The sequence below is a fragment of the Pseudomonas pergaminensis genome (genome assembly GCF_024112395.2).
Taxonomy (GTDB): Bacteria; Pseudomonadota; Gammaproteobacteria; order Pseudomonadales; family Pseudomonadaceae; genus Aquipseudomonas; species Aquipseudomonas pergaminensis.
On sequence record NZ_CP078013.2, the window covers coordinates 1970357 to 1987302 of the forward strand.

The 16946-nt window shown below is 59.8% G+C and carries 14 protein-coding genes; 7 read left to right on the forward strand and 7 right to left on the reverse strand.

Going from position 1 to position 16946, the window contains the following annotated elements; all coding sequences use genetic code 11:
* Positions 1 to 10: 10 nt before the first annotated feature.
* A complete protein-coding gene (locus tag KUA23_RS09015; RefSeq protein WP_078047563.1) occupies positions 11 to 1684 on the forward strand; it encodes a DEAD/DEAH box helicase in 1674 nt (557 codons plus the stop codon).
* 171 nt (positions 1685 to 1855) lie between these two features.
* On the opposite strand, the gene KUA23_RS09020 is transcribed toward KUA23_RS09015, so the two are convergent.
* Positions 1856 to 2623 (reverse strand): DODA-type extradiol aromatic ring-opening family dioxygenase, encoded by a 768-nt coding sequence (locus tag KUA23_RS09020; protein ID WP_078047564.1) that lies wholly within the window; start codon positions 2621 to 2623, stop codon positions 1856 to 1858.
* A 103-nt stretch (positions 2624 to 2726) separates the two neighbouring features.
* Here KUA23_RS09020 and KUA23_RS09025 point away from each other — a divergent pair, with 103 nt between their 5' ends.
* On the forward strand, positions 2727 to 3383 hold the full coding sequence (locus tag KUA23_RS09025; RefSeq protein ID WP_100491211.1) for a thiopurine S-methyltransferase: 657 nt from the start codon (positions 2727 to 2729) through the stop codon (positions 3381 to 3383).
* 616 nt (positions 3384 to 3999) lie between these two features.
* On the opposite strand, the gene htpX is transcribed toward KUA23_RS09025, so the two are convergent.
* Positions 4000 to 4887, reverse strand: coding sequence for a protease HtpX (gene htpX, locus KUA23_RS09030; RefSeq protein WP_099492402.1), 888 nt, complete (start codon positions 4885 to 4887; stop codon positions 4000 to 4002).
* 304 nt (positions 4888 to 5191) lie between these two features.
* Entirely contained in the window at positions 5192 to 6403 is a 1212-nt protein-coding gene (locus KUA23_RS09035) for a pyridoxal phosphate-dependent aminotransferase (RefSeq protein WP_016978462.1), read from the reverse strand.
* A 202-nt stretch (positions 6404 to 6605) separates the two neighbouring features.
* Between KUA23_RS09035 and msrB the strand changes: the two genes are divergently transcribed.
* From msrB to KUA23_RS09050, 3 genes are all read left to right on the forward strand, one after another.
* Positions 6606 to 6998, forward strand: coding sequence for a peptide-methionine (R)-S-oxide reductase MsrB (gene msrB, locus KUA23_RS09040; protein ID WP_078047567.1), 393 nt, complete (start codon positions 6606 to 6608; stop codon positions 6996 to 6998).
* Between the two features lie 186 nt (positions 6999 to 7184).
* Positions 7185 to 7670 (forward strand): glutathione peroxidase, encoded by a 486-nt coding sequence (locus KUA23_RS09045; RefSeq protein WP_078047568.1) that lies wholly within the window; start codon positions 7185 to 7187, stop codon positions 7668 to 7670.
* Positions 7667 to 8146, forward strand: a complete 480-nt coding sequence (locus KUA23_RS09050) for a MarR family winged helix-turn-helix transcriptional regulator (protein WP_252993798.1) — start codon at positions 7667 to 7669, stop codon at positions 8144 to 8146. Before KUA23_RS09045 ends, KUA23_RS09050 begins: the two co-directional genes overlap by 4 nt.
* On the opposite strand, the gene KUA23_RS09055 is transcribed toward KUA23_RS09050, so the two are convergent.
* Positions 8100 to 10409: a hybrid sensor histidine kinase/response regulator gene (locus KUA23_RS09055; protein WP_078047570.1), complete on the reverse strand. Its 2310-nt coding sequence runs from the start codon at positions 10407 to 10409 to the stop codon at positions 8100 to 8102. The two genes, KUA23_RS09050 and KUA23_RS09055, sit on opposite strands and share 47 nt — an antisense overlap.
* A gap of 164 nt (positions 10410 to 10573) precedes the next feature.
* On the opposite strand from KUA23_RS09055, the gene KUA23_RS09060 reads away from it, so the two are divergent.
* Positions 10574 to 11464, forward strand: a complete 891-nt coding sequence (locus KUA23_RS09060) for an ATP-binding protein (protein WP_078047571.1) — start codon at positions 10574 to 10576, stop codon at positions 11462 to 11464.
* A complete protein-coding gene (locus KUA23_RS09065) occupies positions 11461 to 11943 on the forward strand; it encodes a GAF domain-containing protein (protein WP_078047572.1) in 483 nt (160 codons plus the stop codon). The genes KUA23_RS09060 and KUA23_RS09065 overlap by 4 nt, the downstream gene beginning before the upstream one ends.
* A 25-nt stretch (positions 11944 to 11968) precedes the next feature.
* Here KUA23_RS09065 and KUA23_RS09070 read toward each other — a convergent pair whose 3' ends face one another.
* The 3 genes from KUA23_RS09070 to KUA23_RS09080 all read right to left on the reverse strand — a co-directional run bounded on the left by KUA23_RS09070 (position 11969) and on the right by KUA23_RS09080 (position 16890).
* On the reverse strand, positions 11969 to 15604 hold the full coding sequence (locus KUA23_RS09070; RefSeq protein ID WP_252993799.1) for a transporter substrate-binding domain-containing protein: 3636 nt from the start codon (positions 15602 to 15604) through the stop codon (positions 11969 to 11971).
* A gap of 8 nt (positions 15605 to 15612) precedes the next feature.
* Positions 15613 to 16239, reverse strand: a complete 627-nt coding sequence (locus KUA23_RS09075) for a response regulator transcription factor (RefSeq protein ID WP_099492407.1) — start codon at positions 16237 to 16239, stop codon at positions 15613 to 15615.
* 249 nt (positions 16240 to 16488) lie between these two features.
* Positions 16489 to 16890, reverse strand: a complete 402-nt coding sequence (locus KUA23_RS09080; protein WP_078047574.1) for a response regulator — start codon at positions 16888 to 16890, stop codon at positions 16489 to 16491.
* Between the last annotated feature and the right edge of the window lie 56 nt (positions 16891 to 16946).

The window sequence follows — 16946 nt, forward strand, 5'->3', positions numbered from 1 at the left end:
AGGCAGACCCATGACCCAGGAAACCGGCGGCTTCGCCGCTTTTAATCTTAACCCGAATATTCTTGCAGCCGTCGCAGCGACCGGCTACGAAGAGCCTTCGGCGATTCAGCAGCAATCGATCCCGATCATCATGGCCGGCCAGGACATGATTGGCCAGGCGCAAACCGGTACCGGCAAAACCGCCGCATTCGCCCTGCCTATCCTGCACTGCATCGATCCTGCCAAGCGCGAACCGCAAGCCCTGATCCTGGCGCCAACCCGTGAGTTGGCGCTGCAAGTAGCAACCGCTTTTGAAACCTACGCCAAGCAAATGCCAGGCGTAACTGTTGTGGCCGTTTACGGCGGCGCGCCTATGGGCCCGCAACTCAAAGCAATCCGTAACGGCGCACAGATCGTTGTCGCCACCCCGGGCCGTCTGTGCGACCACCTGCGTCGTGACGAGAAAGTCCTGTCGACCGTGAACCACCTGGTTCTGGACGAAGCTGACGAAATGTTGAAGCTGGGCTTCATGGATGACCTGGAAGTCATCTTCAAGGCACTGCCGCCCACCCGTCAGACCGTATTGTTCTCGGCCACCTTGCCACAGTCGATCCGTGCCATTGCCGAACGCCACCTGCGCGATCCGCAACACGTGAAGATCCAGACCAAGACCCAGACCGTTACCGCGATCGAACAGGCTCACCTGTTGGTTCACGCTGACCAGAAGACCTCGGCTGTATTGAGCCTGCTGGAAGTCGAAGACTTCGACGCCCTGATCATGTTCGTGCGCACCAAGCAAGCGACCCTGGACCTGGCAAGCGCCCTGGAAGCCAAAGGCTACAAGGCCGCCGCGCTGAACGGCGACATCGCCCAGAACCAGCGTGAGCGCGTCATCGACTCCCTCAAGGATGGCCGCCTGGACATCGTTGTGGCGACCGACGTTGCTGCCCGTGGTCTTGACGTTCCACGTATCACCCACGTGTTCAACGTTGACATGCCGTACGACCCAGAGTCCTACGTTCACCGTATCGGCCGTACTGGCCGTGCCGGTCGCGAAGGTCGCGCTCTGCTGCTGGTCACTCCACGTGAGCGCCGCATGCTGCAAGTGATCGAGCGTGTTACCGGCCAGAAAGTCGCTGAAGTGCGCCTGCCGGATGCCCAGGCAGTCCTCGATGCCCGCATCAAGAAACTGACCAACAGCCTGGCGCCATTGGTGGCTGACGCTGAATCGACCCACGGCGAACTGCTGGACCGCCTGACCGCCGATATCGGTTGCACCCCGCGTGCCCTGGCCGCAGCCTTGCTGCGCAAAGCTACCAACGGTCAAGCCCTGACCCTGGCAGCCATCGAGAAAGAACGTCCACTGGTTCCGAACAGCGCGCCACGCGGTGATCGTCCAGAGCGTTCCGGCGACCGTCCAGACCGTGGTGATCGTGAGCGTCGCGCTCCGGTGCCATTGGCTGAAGGCCGTGCTCGTTGCCGTACCGCGCTGGGCGCGCGTGATGGTATCGCTGCCAAGAACCTGCTGGGCGCTATCCTCAACGAGGGTGGCCTGGCACGTGAAGCCATCGGTCGTATCCAGGTCCGTGACAGCTTCTCCCTGGTGGAGCTGCCGGAAGACGGTCTGGAAAAACTGCTGGCCAAGCTCAAAGACACTCGCGTTGCCGGTAAGCAGCTGAAGCTGCGTCGCTACCGCGAAGATTGATCCGCCCTTGGGCTGATTGATCGCACCTAAAAAATCCCCGACTCGGTCGGGGATTTTTTTTGCTGATATTTTTACACGGCTATGCAGCAACTGTAGGGCCCGGCTGTCAGTGCCAAGTGTGTGGGCTGGAGCGCCGCACTCGCCGGCAAGCCGGCTCCTGCAAGGGGGGCGTCAGCCGAAGCGGTAGATGTCCATGCCCAGCGCACCCAGGGTGAAGCCCTGGTGCGCCACGCTGAAATCGCCACCGGCACCCCGCGCAAAATACAGCGGCAGCAGGTGTTCATCACTGGGATGGTTGCGCACGGCATTCGGCGCCTGGCGACGGTAGTCGTGCAAGGCGGTTTCATCGTTGGCCGCCAGCTTGTCGACGACCCAGTCGCGGAACGCCAGCGCCCATGGCGTGATGGTCTCCGGCCCGGCGCGCCAATCAAGTTCACCGAGGTTATGGGTGATGCTGCCCGAGCCGATCAGCAACACACCTTGCTCGCGCAGGCTGGCCAGGGCATGCCCGACGCGGGTCTGCAGGGCAGGGCCCATGCGGCTGGGCAGGGACACCTGCACCACCGGAATATCCGCCGCCGGGTACATCAGCGACAGTGGTACCCAGGTACCGTGGTCGAAGGGGCGCCGGTCATCAATGCGGGCATTGAGGCCATCGGCGTGCAGCAATTGGACGATCTCGCTGGCCAACTGCGGGTCACCCGGCGCCGGGTATTGCACGGCGAACAATTCGCGCGGGAAACCGCCGAAGTCGTGCCAGGTTTCGGGCGCTGCGCTACCGCTGACCAAGAGTTCTTGGCTCTCCCAGTGTGCCGACACCACCACGATCGCCTTGGGCCGTGGCAGCTCGGCTGCCAGGCGCTGCAACGCGGGGCCGCTGGCGCCGGGTTGCAGGGCGAGCATGGGCGAACCGTGGGAGATAAACAGGCTGGGGAACATAAGGGGGGTCCTGAGCGTTAACATGGGCCCATCTTTAATCAGATCATTGATCTAAATCTAATATAAGTTTTAGTGCCTTTTGATCGAGTTTTCGGGAGGATCCATGGAGCCTAAGTTTTGGCAGGAGCGCTGGGCGCGCAACCAGATCGGTTTTCATTTGCCCGAGGTCAATCCCTACCTGCAACGGCACTGGCCACCGTTGGCGCTCGCCCGAGACGCCCAGGTGCTGGTGCCCCTGTGTGGCAAGAGCCTGGATTTGATGTGGCTGGCCAGCCATGGGCTGCGAGTCATGGGCGTGGAGCTGTCGGAACAGGCCGTGGAGGCGTTTTTCAGTGAGCAGAGCCTTGTGCCACGCATTACACGGCGGGGGGCGTTCACGGTGTATCAGGCTGATCTGATCGAGGTATGGTGCGGCGATTTCTTTGCCCTGGACGCCGAGGCACTGGCTGATTGCACCGGGCTGTATGACCGAGCCGCACTGATAGCCTTGCCGCCGTTGATGCGTGCGCGGTATGCGGAGCACCTGAACCATCTGCTGCGTCCCGGCTGCCAGGGGCTGCTGGTCACTCTTGATTACGACCAGACCCAAAAAGCTGGGCCGCCGTTTGCGGTGACGGATGATGAAGTGAAGGTGTTGTTTGGGGCGGAATGGACGTTGGGGGTGCTTGAGGAGCAAGACATCCTGGGTGAGAGTTGGAAGTTTGTGCAGGACGGTGTTACGCGGCTTGATGAGCGGGTTTATCAGCTGACTATGCGTTGATCAGGGCAGTGCGATTGCGGCATGGGTATTTATACGACTCCGGGTAGGGCGTCGGACCTGGGGTGAGGGCGCTACCTAACGATTACCCTGGGATCCAAATGTGTATGGCTTGCCTGCGAACGCGGCCTAACTGCCGACCACAATCTAACGATCACCCCGCGATCCAACTGTAGGAGCTGGCTTGCCAGCTATGTCGGCCTAACTGCCGACCACGCTCTAACTGTCACCCGCGATCCAATTGTGGGAGCTGGCTTGCCTGCGAAGGCGGCCTGACAGCCGACCTGGATGTTGGATCTGGCTGGGTACATATCCGTTATTCAGATAACGGCTGCATGGGTTCCGCCCTTACGGGGGCTAAGCCGGCATCCCTGCCGGTTTACCCCAAAATCCCTGTCGAATTCTGGCCAGCGTGTTTGACGGGGCGCCTAAGATCAAAAGCAACATCAAGTTCAAGAGCGGCTCGCTTCGCATCGTGGTTAGGGATGGCCATCGCGAGCACGCCCGGCTGCTGCATGTGCCCACGTACGGCTGTGGGAGCCGGGCGTGCCCGCGATGACGATATTCGCGCCCACAAAAAAGGGGCGATCAGATCGCCCCTCGTTGCGTCACCTTGTACTTAGCCCCGACGGCGCAGTGCGTCGATGCGCTCTTCCAGTGGCGGGTGGCTCATGAACAGGCGAGCCATGCCCTGTTTGATGCCGCCGTTGATGCCGAAGGCTGTCAGGCTGTCTGGCATATGCACCGGCAGGCCCTGTTCGGAGCGCAGGTGTTGCAGCGCTGCAATCATCGCCCCGGTACCGGCCAGGCGAGCACCGGCTTCGTCTGCACGGAATTCGCGTTTGCGCGAGAACCACATGGTGATCGCGCTGGCCAGGAAGCCCAGCACCAGTTCAGCGAAGATGGTCGCCACGAAGTAGGCAATGCCGCGACCGCCTTCGTTCTTGAAGATCACCTTGTCGACAAAGTTGCCGATGATCCGCGCGAAGAACATCACGAAGGTGTTCACCACGCCCTGGACCAGCGCCAGTGTGACCATGTCACCGTTGGCCACGTGGCCGATCTCGTGGGCCAGCACCGCCTTCACTTCATCGTACGAGAAGCGTTCCAGCATGCCCTGGCTGACGGCAACGAGTGCGTCGTTCTTGTTCCAGCCGGTGGCAAACGCGTTGGCTTCATAGGCCGGGAAGATCCCGACCTCAGGCATCTTGATACCCGCCTCGCGGGACAACTGCTCAACGGTCTGCAGCAACCATTGCTCATGCCGGGTACGTGGCTGGGTGATCACCTGGGTGCTGGTGCTCATCTTTGCCATCCACTTGGAGATGAAGAGCGAGAACAGCGAGCCGGCAAAACCAAAGACCGCACAGAAAATCAGCAGCTGATTGAGGTTCAGGTCAACCCCGTTGGCCGCCATGAACCCGTTGAAGCCGAAAAGGCTCAAGGTGATGCTGGCAATCAGCACGACCGCAAGGTTAGTGGCCAAGAACAGCAGGATGCGCATCATGGTTGTAGAATTCTCCTCATGCTTAATATGTCGCGTACTGCGGGGTATATAAGGTGCGGCATGGGGTGATTCAACCGAGCGACTATTTCAAACTGTGTCCTACAGCATGAATGTAGGGCCGTGAAGGGATTTTCCGAGGTTCAAAAGGCGTCTTGACCGGTTCGCCGTTACCTTTGCGCCCTGTAATCATAGGGGGTAGGTGGCAGTTTCGCCGCCAGCGAAGTGCTGGAATGGAGAAGGGGCAGAGAAGTGTTGCCAGATACTCGCTGTACGACCGATTGTCGGTCGTACAGCGCAGTTTGCATTACTGGCGATAGGACTTGAGGAAGTTGCCGATGCGACCAATGGCCATGTCCAGGTCATCCACGCGCGGCAGCGTCACCACGCGGAAGTGATCCGGCCACGGCCAGTTGAATGCGGTGCCTTGCACCACCAGCAGCTTTTCCGACAGCAACAGGTCGAGCACAAACTTCTCGTCGTTGAGAATCGGGCACACTTTCGGGTCGATTCGCGGGAAGGCGTACAATGCACCCATGGGTTTTACGCAGCTCACGCCCGGGATCGCGTTGAGCAGCTCCCAGGTGCGGTTGCGTTGCTCCAGCAGGCGGCCTTGGGGCAACACCAGGTCGTTGATGCTCTGGTAGCCGCCCAGGGCGGTCTGGATCGCGTGCTGGCTCGGCACGTTGGCGCACAGGCGCATATTGGCCAGCATGTCGATGCCTTCGATGTAGCTCTGGGCGTTGTGCTTGGGACCGGAAATGGCGATCCAGCCGGAACGGAACCCCGCCACGCGGTAGGACTTGGACAGGCCGTTGAAGGTCAGGCACAGCAGGTCCGGCGCCAGGGAAGCGGTGCACACGTGCACGGCGTCGTCGTAGAGGATCTTGTCGTAGATCTCGTCGGAGAACACTACCAGGTTGTGCTGGCGCGCCAGTTCGAGCATGCCCAGCAACACTTCCTTGGAGTACACCGCGCCCGTCGGGTTGTTTGGGTTGATGATCACCAGGGCTTTGGTGTTCGGGGTGATCTTGGCCTTGATGTCGGCCAGGTCGGGGAACCAGTCCGCGCCTTCGTCACACAGGTAGTGCACCGGGTGGCCACCTGCCAGGGTCACGGCGGCGGTCCACAACGGGTAATCCGGCGCCGGCACCAGCACTTCGTCGCCGTTGTTGAGCAGGGCCTGCATGGACATCACGATCAGCTCGGACACGCCATTGCCCAGGTAGATGTCTTCGATACCGACACCTTCGACCTGCTTCTGCTGGTAGTACTGCATCACCGCCTTGCGCGCGCTGAACAGGCCTTTGGAGTCACTGTAGCCCTGGGCGGTGGGCAGGTTGCGGATCACGTCCTGGAGGATCTCGTCCGGCGCTTCGAAACCAAACGGCGCCGGGTTGCCAATGTTCAGCTTGAGGATGCGATGGCCTTCCTCTTCCAGGCGTTTGGCGTGCTTGAGCACTGGGCCGCGAATGTCGTAGCAGACGTTGGCGAGCTTGTTCGATTTGCTGACCTGCATGGCGATGTGATCCTGAAAATGAACGATCCAGACGGTGTGGACACTACCGTACTGCGAATCCTGCGGGGCCCGCACCCATAAATACGTTTGAATGCCGGTAGCGCGGGTGCCAGACTGGCGTTTTGAAGAGGCGCAATCATACGTGCCGCCTGATCCATGGAAAAGACACAGATCAGGCTTTTTCAGTTGCCGAGGTGTACCGATGGAAAAGTTGCAGAAAACCGTTGATGAGTGGAAGGCGATGCTCGATCCAGAGCAGTACAACGTATGCCGTCTCAAGGGCACCGAGCGTCCTTTCAGCGGCAAGTACAATGACACCAAGACCGACGGCGTGTATCACTGCATCTGCTGCAATGAGCCACTGTTCGATTCGGCTACCAAGTTTGATTCCGGCTGCGGCTGGCCGAGCTTCTACGCACCGATCGCCGACAGCGCGATGGTCGAGATCCGTGACGTCAGCCACGGCATGATCCGCACGGAAGTCACCTGCGCCAAATGCGATGCACACCTGGGGCACGTGTTTCCGGACGGCCCGCCGCCGACCGGCCTGCGTTATTGCATCAATTCGGTGTGCCTGGACCTCGTCCCGCGTTGAATTGACCGACGCGGCATCCTGTAGGCGCCCGGCTTGCCGGCGATGGCGATCTCACGGACGCCATCGCCGGCAAGCCGGGCGCCTACGGGGGAGGGGTGATAGTGAGGTATCAATTTGGTCAATTAAATTGCATGCAATTTAATTGCCTACTATGTTTACCCCTCTTTTCCCCAACGAGGCACTGCCATGAGTGACAACCTGCTGAGCATCCCTTGCACCACCATCAAGGGTGAGCAAAAGACCTTGGCCGATTTCGCCGGCAAGGCCATCCTCGTGGTCAATACCGCCAGCAAGTGTGGCTTCACTCCGCAGTACAAGGGCCTGGAGCAGCTCTGGCAACAGTACAAGGACCAGGGGTTGGTGGTACTGGGTTTCCCTTGCAACCAGTTCGGCAAGCAAGAGCCCGGTAACGAAGGTGCGATTTCCGAATTCTGCGAGCTGAATTTCGGCGTCAGCTTCCCGCTGTTCAAGAAGATCGACGTGAATGGCAGCGAGGCCCATCCCTTATTCGTGCAGCTGAAAAAGCAGGCGCCAGGCCTGCTGGGTTCCAAAGGCATCAAGTGGAACTTCACCAAGTTCCTTATTGGCCATGACGGCCAGGTGGTCAAGCGCTTTGCCCCGACCACCAAGCCGCAGGACCTGACCCAAGAGATCGAAGCCCTGCTCAAATGACCGTCTCCCTGGCCCTCGACCATCAACTGTGTTTCAAGCTCTACGCCGCCTCCCGGGCGGTGACCCGCGCCTACAAGCCAATGCTCGATGAGTTGGGCCTGACCTACCCGCAATACCTGGTGATGCTGGTGCTGTGGGAATGGCACGAAGCAGCGCCGGCGCAGCCCACGGTCAAGGCCTTGGGTGAGCGCTTGATGCTCGACTCGGGCACGCTGACGCCGTTGCTCAAGCGTCTTGAGCAGCTCAAATGGGTCCGGCGCCAGCGCAGTAGCAAGGATGAGCGGGAAGTGCACTTGAGCCTGAGCGAAGCCGGTGTGCACTTGCGCGATCAGACCCAGGGCCTCAAGACCCGACTGCTGTGCAACAGCGGCATCGACCTGAACCAGGCCGACACGTTGCGCGATGGCCTGGACAAGCTGCTCGGGCAGATCAGAGACGTGTCGTCTTCGGCACCCACAGCTCCAGCAAACCGCTGAGTTCTTCGCGACGAAACGGTTTGGCCAGGTAGTCATTCATGCCTGCGGCCCTGCACCGCTCGCGTTCTTCTGACAAGGCATTGGCCGTTAACGCGACAATGGGCAGGTCCGGCCAGCGCCCGCTGCGGCGAATCTGCCGGCTGGCCTCATAGCCATCCATCACCGGCATATTGCAGTCCATCAACACCATGTCGAAGGGCTGCTCCTCCAGAAACTTCAGCGCCTCGCCGCCGTGAGCCGCGACGACCACCTCGCACCCCAGCTTGCTGAGCATGCCCTTGGCCACCAGTTGGTTGACCGGGTTGTCCTCCACCAGCAGGATGCGCGCGCGATGGGCCAGGGGCGCGGCTTCCATCTGGATCGGGTCGAGGATCAGTTGCGCATCGCTGCGCAGGTTTCGTTGCAGGATCTGATACAGCGCATTGCGGCTCAGCGGGCGTGCTTGTTGCTGCAAGGGCGCGAGTGCCGCGACTTCTTCACTGGGCATGAAATTGCCATAGGCGGTCACCAGCAGGATCGGCGCGCTGATGGAAGGACGCAGGCGGAACAGGCATTCCGGGCAGTCGGTGATCAACAGGTCCGGGCTGTGCCCGCTCAAGTCTTCATCACGCGGGTAGCAATGCGGTGTCAGCCCCCAATGGGGCAGCAGGGTGGTGAGCAGTTCGGTCAGGCCGCTGCCGGCGCTGGTGATGGCGATCACTTCACCCGTGAGCGGTGTCGGTTGCACCGCAGGCAAATGGATCGGCAGCGGCAGGTCGGCGCAGAATTGGCTACCAAAGCCCACCTCCGAGCTGATGCTCAAACGGCCCTTCATGGCTTCACACAGGTTATGCGTCAGGGCCAGCCCCAGGCCTGTGCCACCAAACTGGCGGGTGATACCGGCGCCAGCCTGGGTGAACGGCTGGAAGATCTTCACCTGGGCTTCCTGGGCAATGCCGATACCGGTGTCGCACACCTCAATGCGTACCCGGCCCTCCAACGCACTGAGGCGCACGTCCACCCGGCCGAAGCGCGTGAATTTCAAGGCATTGGACAGCAGGTTACTGACGATTTGCCGCACCCGGGTCGGGTCGCCCAGGACTTGGGCGGGAAATTGCGGGTCGATCAGGCAGGTCAGTTCAACGCTCGGCGCCGCGTTCTGCGACAACAGGTTGGCGGTGTCTTCCACCAGTGAGCCCAGGTCGAACGGTATGCGCTCCAGCTCCAGCTGACCGGCGTCGAACTTGGACAGGTCGAGAATATCGTTGAGCAGCTCCACCAGCACTTTGCCCGAATCATGGGCGATGGACAGTTGCTGGCGCTGCTCAGCGTTGAGCGGGCTGTCCAGCGACAGCGCGATCATGCCCAGCAGGCCGTTGAGCGGGGTGCGGATTTCGTGGCTCATGTTGGCCAGGAACGCGGCCCGCGCCTGGGCCATGCCCAATGCATGCATCTTCGCCGCTTCCAGTTCATCGTTGGACTGGCTCAGGCGCTGGTTGCTGGCCTTGAGCTCCAGGGTGCGGGCGGAGACGATGTCTTCCAGTTGCCCCAGGTATTCAGTCAGCCGATCTTCGGCGTGACGGCGTTGCTGGATCTCCGTCTCCATGTTTTCGAACTGTTGGTTGGCGACGTTCACCAGTACGCCGATTTCGTCATGTTCGTGGCCGGGCGGGCAGTCCAGGCGGGCCTGTCTGCGGTTGCTCAGCTCACGGATAATGCGCACCAGCGGCTGGGTCAACATCACGTAGAACAAGCCCAGCAGGATGCCGGTGAGCAACAGGCTGCGGACAAATCCATTGAGCAGGGTGATTTCGGCACGGTGCAGAAAGCGGCTGCCAAAGGCATAGGTATCGACGTCCAGGCGCAGCACGCCGAGGGATTCGTTGGGCATATGGCTGAGGAATAAGCGGTCTTCAAAATGGCGGTTGGCGCCGAACATGAAGTCGCTCAGGGGGCGGTAGGTGCCCTCCTTGCGTGGCCGGTCGACATCGGCCAGCACCACGCCGTTGTTGTCGATCAACTGGGCGTGAATGATGGCGGGGGAGTGCAGCAGGCCCAGGGTCAGTTCCTGGGCCAGTTCGGCGTCGATGTTGTAGGCGATGCGTGACGCGGGGTTATGGCTGATTTCTATCAGTGAGCGAATTTCACGGTTGATGGATGCGTCTTCGCTGGCATAATCAATGCCGATTTGGATCAGGCTGAGCAAGGTTCCCAAGACGAAACCGACCAGCACAGTCAATCTGGCTTGTTTATAAGACAAGCGGTGGGCGAACTTGATATCCATTGAGTGTTGAACCACTTCACGTTTCCCTTCGCCCGGCAAGCATAGCTGAACATCCACAGGCTCTGGCTTACCCGGCATGAATCGTTTTTTTACGCAGCCTCGTGCGGTCTGCCGCAGGGTTGCCAATACGCCATCTTTTGCAAGAACTTGCCAGAGGAATAATCGTGGATTCTCGATTGAACGCCTTTCTTGAGCGGGCCGACGCAGTGCTCGCCCGCCTGGAACCCTTGTTGCCCGCGCCGCGCCAAACCATCGATTGGAACCAGTGCCTGGCTGCCCGCTGGCAGCGTGAAGGCCGCAGTGGTTTCCTGTTGCCCTTGGACGTGAGCCTGGAGATGCGCCTGTCTGACCTGATCGGCGTGGACAAGCAACGTGAAACACTGGCGCGCAACACCCAGCAATTCATCGACGGCCTGCCCGCCAACCATGCACTGCTGTGGGGGTCGCGTGGCACTGGTAAATCGTCCATGGTGCGTGCCTTGCTGGCGCAGCACGCCAAGGCCGGCTTGCGCCTGATCGAAATCGAGCGCGACCACCTGGCGGACCTGCCACGAGTGGTCGAGCAACTGGTCAAGCTGCCGCAGCGGTTTATCCTGTTCTGCGACGACCTGTCGTTCGAGGCCGGCGAGGGTGATTACCGCGTGCTCAAAAGTGTGCTCGACGGCTCCCTCGAACAAGCCCCGGAAAACGTGCTGTTGTACGCCACCTCCAACCGCCGCCACCTGGTGCCGGAAAACCAGAGCGACAACGACAACTGGAAACGCGTGGATGGCGAACTGCACCCAAGCGAAGCCGTGGAGGACAAGATCGCCTTGTCCGACCGTTTCGGCTTGTGGCTGTCGTTCTACCCGTTCACCCAGGAGCATTTCCTGGATGTGGTTGAGCACTGGATCGGCGAGCTGGCGAACAAGGCCGGTTTGCAGTGGCAGCGCGATGAAGCCCTCGACATCCTTGCCGTGCGCTGGGCCACCGGTCGCGGCAACCGTAACGGCCGTTGTGCCTATCAATTCGCCCGCTACTGGGTGGGCCTCAAATTGTTGGAGCGTCAACCATGATCGATCTAACCAGCGCCGGTACTGGCCTTGATGGCTACGCCATGCTCTGCGCGCAACTGGAGTCGCTGCTGGCCGATGAACGTGACTTCATTGCCAACAGTGCGCAGTTCTCGGCGTTCCTGTTCAACCAATTGGATGACTTGAACTGGGCCGGCTTCTACCTCAACCGCAACGAAGAACTGGTGCTCGGACCATTCCAGGGCCAGATTGCCTGTGTGCGTATTCCGTTTGGCCGTGGAGTATGTGGTGCGGCGGCGGCGTCGCGGCAAACCCAGCGAGTGGAGGATGTTCACGCGTTTGCTGGGCACATTGCCTGTGACAGTGCATCGAACAGCGAGCTGGTGGTACCCCTGGTCAAGGACGGCAAACTGATTGGCGTCCTTGACCTCGACAGCCCATCACTCGCGCGTTTTACCGTCCAGGACCAGGCAGGTATCGAACAGTTGGCGGCGATTTTCCTGCGCTTGACCGACTGCTGATCAGGTGAGGGGCGGCAACCGCCCCTTACACGCTATCCAGGCTGTGAAGCTGCACTTTAAGCAACCGCTCGAGTTCCAGCATGAGCTTTTCCAGGGCTTTCACATCTGTTTCTATCTGTGCCCATTCAGCGCCGCGGGCACATGCCTGCTCCAGGGTCTCGCAGTGCGCAGCCAGTGAGGTGGCCTGAACGATACGCGCCGCGCCCTTGATCTTGTGCGCCTGCTCGATGATGTCCTGGAGTGGGGCGTGCGCAGCGGCCAGCGCCTTCAGCTCCTGGCGATCTTGCCGACTGCTGCTCAACAGCTCCTCCAGCAAACGCCAGCTCAACTGTGGATCTCCGCCGGTCAGGGCCTCGAAGTTGCCAAGGTCCAGGTGCAGGTGGGTAGGTGGAGGGGCGATCTGCGCCAGTTGCCGCTCCAGTGCCGTGAGGCTGATGGGTTTGAACAGGCAATCGTTCATGCCTGCCTGGGCGCAGCGTTGCTTCTCCTCGGGTTGGGCGTTGGCGGTGAACCCCAACACTACGCACGGCACCAGTTGCTCGCGCTGTTCGTACTCGCGGATCGAGCGGCTCAACTCGTAGCCATTCATGATCGGCATGTTGCAGTCAGCGATGACCAGGTCGAAACGCTCTTGGCGCCAGGCCTGGAAACCAGTGACGCCGTTCTGCGCGGCGGTGAACTGATGACCCAGGTAACCCAACTGCTGGCACATCAGCAGGCGGTTGGCCGGATGGTCATCCACCACCAGCACATTGAGTACCGGAGCGGTGGTAGGCGCCTCGGGTTTGAGTTCATGCGTTGCCTGTTCCGGCTGCAGACGCGTCATTTTCAGGCTGACATGCACCTGGGTACCCACCATGGGCACGCTGCTCAGGCTCAGTTGCCCACCCATCATCGCGCACAGGCTACGGCAGATCACCAGCCCCAGGCCGGCGCCGCTCCTGGCAAGCTGGCCGGAATTGTCCGCTTGGGCAAACGGTTCGAACAGGCGCAACTGATCATCCCGGCTGATGCCAATCCCGGTGTCCTCGACCACCAGTTTCATCTCGACCTGCTGCGCCAGTTCGGTGGGCACCACCTCAACCTTGATTTTTACCTGGCCCATCTCAGTGAACTTGATGGCATTGCTGACCAGGTTGGACAGCACCTGCTTGAAGCGCAGCGGGTCGATCAGCACTTCGGTGTCGTCGTGGTCTGGCTTGAACTCAAGGGACAGGCTCAGGGTTTTCTGGCGCGCCAGGCCGTCGAAGACACGTACCACCGACTCGATCACCTCACGCAGGTTGACCCGCTCCGGCGCCAGGCTCAGGCGGCCGGATTCGATGCGGGCAATGTCGAGGATATCGCCGATCAGCTCCAGCAGGTCCTTGGCCGAGTTGTACGCGACTTCGATGGCAGGACGATCGAGGTGACCCTGGTCAGCGCGTTTGAGGGTCAGCTCCAGCATGCCGATCACCGCATTCATCGGCGTGCGTATTTCATGGCTCATGGTCGCGAGGAACGTGCTCTTGGCCCGATTGGCTTCATCGGCGCGCTCTTTGGCCGCACGGATTTCATCGAACAGTTGGCGTCGCTCGCTGATGTCGATCCAGCCACCGATGATCCCCTGTACTTCCCCGGTAGAGTCGCGGTACGGCAGGATCCAGTGGTAGATCGTCAGCTTCTTGCCATGAATATGCAGGGTACGGTCCAGGATCAGCGGATTGCCTTCGGCCATCACCCGCTGGTAATCGGCGTGGTACTGCGTCGCGTCGGTTTCGAGGGCGGTGCTCATCTGGATGGCGTTTTTGCCGATCACGTCTTCGCGCTTGACGTCGAATACCTGCAAGTAGCTGTCATTGCAGGTCTGCAGCATGCCTTTACGATCACGTACGTAGATGGGGTGCGGGGTTTCATTGACCAATGCCCGCATGAACTCGAACTGGTCATTAAGGGCCCGCTCGGCCATCTGGCGATGTTTGATCTGGCGACGCATGTAGGCGTTCCAGCTCAGGGAGACCAACAGTAAAAGCCCGGTGCCGATGATGATGCGAGCGATCAATTGGTGATAATTGCGCCAGTAGCTGTCGGAGGCGGCCGTGTAGCCACGCCAGCGACTGTTGATCACGCCCAGCTCATCCGGGGCGATGCTCAGTAATGCCTTATCGAGAATCGAGCTGAGTTCGTTGGCACTGCGTGATGTAGCCAGTGCAAACGTCGCGGGTAAGGTGCCGATACTGGTGCTGATCTGAAGTTTGTCCTGAAATACCTGGGACGACAGGAAGTAGTTGGCGACCACCAGCGAGTTGACCGCGCCTTCCACATGCCCTTGGGCCAGTAGCTCCGAGGCCTTGAAGGTGTCGCTGGCCTTTACCAGTTGGATCTCGGGAAAATCGCGGCGCAAGATCGATTCCAAAGGATTGCCCTGGGTGATTGCCAGGCGCTTGCCGGCCAACTGCTCCAGGCTCGAGGGCGCGTCGGGCTCCTTGCGTGTCAGCATCACATAGGAGTTTTCCAGGTAGGGTCGACTGAAGTTCAGTTGTGTTTCGCGTTCAGCGCTCGGCACGATTGCGCCGATGATGTCAGCCTTGCCGTCGTCTACCTGTTGGATCATTGCATTCACGTCACGCCCGCGCTGGATCTCGAAACGCAACCCGGTACGCAGGCGGACCAGTTCCAGCAGGTCGGCGGTGATGCCACGGAAGTTGCCGTCAGCGTCGAAGAACGTCAGGGGGGCGAAGGTTTCATTCACGATCACCTTGACTACCGGGTGCTCGTTCAGCCAGCGCTCCTCGCGTTGCGTCAGTTGCAGCTTCTGGTCGGTCAGCAAAATATCGCTGCCGGCGCTCCAGCGTTTGGTGATCGTTTCCCGCTCATTGGTGGGCACGGCCGACAGTACCGCATCGACGATACTCAAGAGCATCCCTTGATGCTGGGGCATGGCAAAGCTGAACCCATAGGCCTCGTGTTTACCGAAGTTGGCCATGTGGATGTTTTTCAGGTAGCCCTTGTTGATCATGTAATGGGTGGAAATGGTATCGCCGAGGAACACATCGGCCTGGTCGAATGCCACCGCGTTCAAGGCATTCTGATAAGAGGGATAGGCACGAATGATCGCTTCGGGGTACAGCTTTTCCACCTCGGCCAGCGGCAGGTAGTGGTAGACCAGGGCCAGCCGCATCCCGGCCATGCCATCCGTCAGGCTGCGGGTTTCTCCTTCGCGGGTGACCAGTACCGGCTGGTCGACGGCATAGGGTTCGGACAACGTGAGGTTGGGGTTTGCCGCCTCGAAGCCGTTCGAGGTGCCCAATAAATCAATATCGCCCGTTTCGAGGGCGCGGATGGCGGCCTCTCGGGTTGGGTAGCGCAAGACCTTTACCGGCAAGCCCACTGCCTTGGCCAACAGGCCGGCGTAGTCGGCTGTGAGCCCCTCATAGTCGCGACCACTGGAAGTCAGGTCGAACGGGGGGTAGTCAGGGGACGCGGCACCCAGCACCAGTTCGCGTTTGTTCTGCAGCCATTGGCGTTGCGCCTTGTTCAGGTGGGTTTCCAGTTGAACCGAGCCTGCGCGGCTCAACAAGGTGAGGTGTTCCGGGCCCGTTTGCTGGTTCGCGAGCACGGCGGTGCTGAAGCACAAACCGGCACTCAATGTAATCAGATAGTCCTTTATACGCCTGGGCATCCGCTTTCTCACACTAGCGCGTTTCGTTTTGCCATCTCGATAAGTTCTACCAAGGATTTGGCTTGAAGTTTCTGCATTAGCCTTTTTTTGTAAGTGCTTACTGTTTTGTTGCTCAAGAACATACCTTTGGCAATTTCCTTGTTGGTGCGGCCTTGTGCAAAAAGTTGCAATACCATGAGTTCCCGGTCGTTGACGGTCTTGAATAATTCAAGTTCCTGGGATTCCGCGCCATCGGCACCATTGGCGGTCAATGCCTGGCTGGGGAAGTAGTTATAACCGGATAAAACTGCGCGGATAGCACTCAGCAATTCGCTGAGATCACCTTCCTTGCACACGTAGCCATCGGCGCCCGAGCGCATGCAGCGTGTGGCGAATAGCGTAGGAGACTGAGCTGTGAGGATCAGGGTTTTCATCTGTGTGTTCATTGCGTTGAATCGGCAGAGCACTTCCAGCCCGTCCAGCTTGGGGATGCTGATATCGAGGATAATCAGGTCCGGCAAGCACTCGCGGACCATTTGTATGGCGTCGCAACCGTTGTCCGTTTCACCCACCACTTTGTAGCCTTCGTGCTCCAACAGCATTCGAATGGCAAGCCGTATAACCGGGTGGTCATCGATAATAAAAACTGAGTTCATGATCACATTCCGTGCAAGTGCAAATAAAGCGGGCACATTAGCTCAGAAGAGAAGGCAGGAGCATGAGCTTGGGCAGGAGTAGATATAAAACAGGAAAATTCCTACATTAAAAAAGGCAAAGGCCTACCAGTTGCTAAGGCATTGTGAAGCGATACAGCAGTGGATTTAAATTGAATAAGTTAAAAGCAGGTGGCCTGGAACTAACTGGCACTGCATAGGCATCTTTTCCAGGTGGTAATGTTTAAAGTCCTACATCTTCAGCCTGAGTAATGGGCAGATCAAACGCGCAAGTTCGTCCTTGTTCAACGGCTTGGATAAATAGCCAAGCAGCGGCAGACCGCGCTCCGCGGCTTGGGCGATCAGGCTGGCGAGTTCTGCCGCAGGCAATCCGCTCAGTAGGATGGCGGTGGTGGTGAAGCGTCGGCGATTGGCGATGTCAATCAGCTCGAGGCCCGGCAGGTCGGGCAGGCATTGGTCGCACAGGATGATGTCGAAGGGCGCCTCGGCCTTGGACATCAGGCAGATGGCCTGCTCGGCGTTTTCGGCGGTGGTCAGCCGTGCGAAGCCGAAGCTCCTGAGCAGGCACTGAGTGGCGAGGAGTTGAAAGGGATGATCCTCTACCAACAGGATACGGAGCGGGTAACTGGGCATTGGCTGCACACGATGAGTCAAGCGTCAATGGGGGGGGCGCGTAGGAACAGTTCGCC